This is a genomic window from Bradyrhizobium sp. Kon10, assembly GCF_055807395.1.
This window is the reverse complement of sequence record NZ_JBVVOZ010000123.1, coordinates 1-537: the sequence shown is the minus strand read 5'-3', so window position 1 is coordinate 537 and position 537 is coordinate 1. Positions and strand designations below refer to the sequence as shown.

Annotated in this window: 1 pseudogene; it reads left to right on the top strand. The window is 69.1% G+C overall.

The annotated features are described in order from the left end of the window. Positions 1–172: pseudogene (locus AC0L2O_RS36345) on the top strand (sugar ABC transporter substrate-binding protein); the annotation flags it as partial. Between the last annotated feature and the right edge of the window lie 365 nt (positions 173–537).

Sequence of the window (537 nt, the reverse complement as noted above, 5' to 3'; positions counted from 1 at the left end):
GACCGGCGAGGTGGCGCTGGAATCGGCGCTGCGACTGGTGGCCGGGCAGAAGCTGCCGCGCGTCGTCGCCACGCCGCAGGCGCTGATCACCAAGGACAATGCCGACCGCTATTCCGGCGCCGGCGACGCCGTGCGCAAGGCGCTGCTCGAGGACGCGGCGGCGGGCAACTAAGACGGGGCAACAACCGGGGCTGTTGCACCCCCCTCATCCGGCCGCTTCGCGGCCACCTTCTCCCCGCTGGGGAGAAGAGCAGGGCCCCGACGCTGGCGATCTCCTCTCCCCTCGGGGAGAGGTCGGATTGCCCCGAATTGCCCTTTGCAATTCGGTTGGCAATCCGGGTGAGGGGGCAGCGCCAACGCTCGCAATAGGAGGGCTAACTCCAACCGGAAGCGCCGCCCACGACACAGCCCAATCAGGCGGGCACGGATCGGCCAATCCGCAGGAAATCGCCGTCGAAAGGTACGTCCCGCATCGAACCGTCGGCAGCCGTGAGGCGCATTTGCCCCTGTTCGGTGGCGATGTCGCGCGGCGGCTCG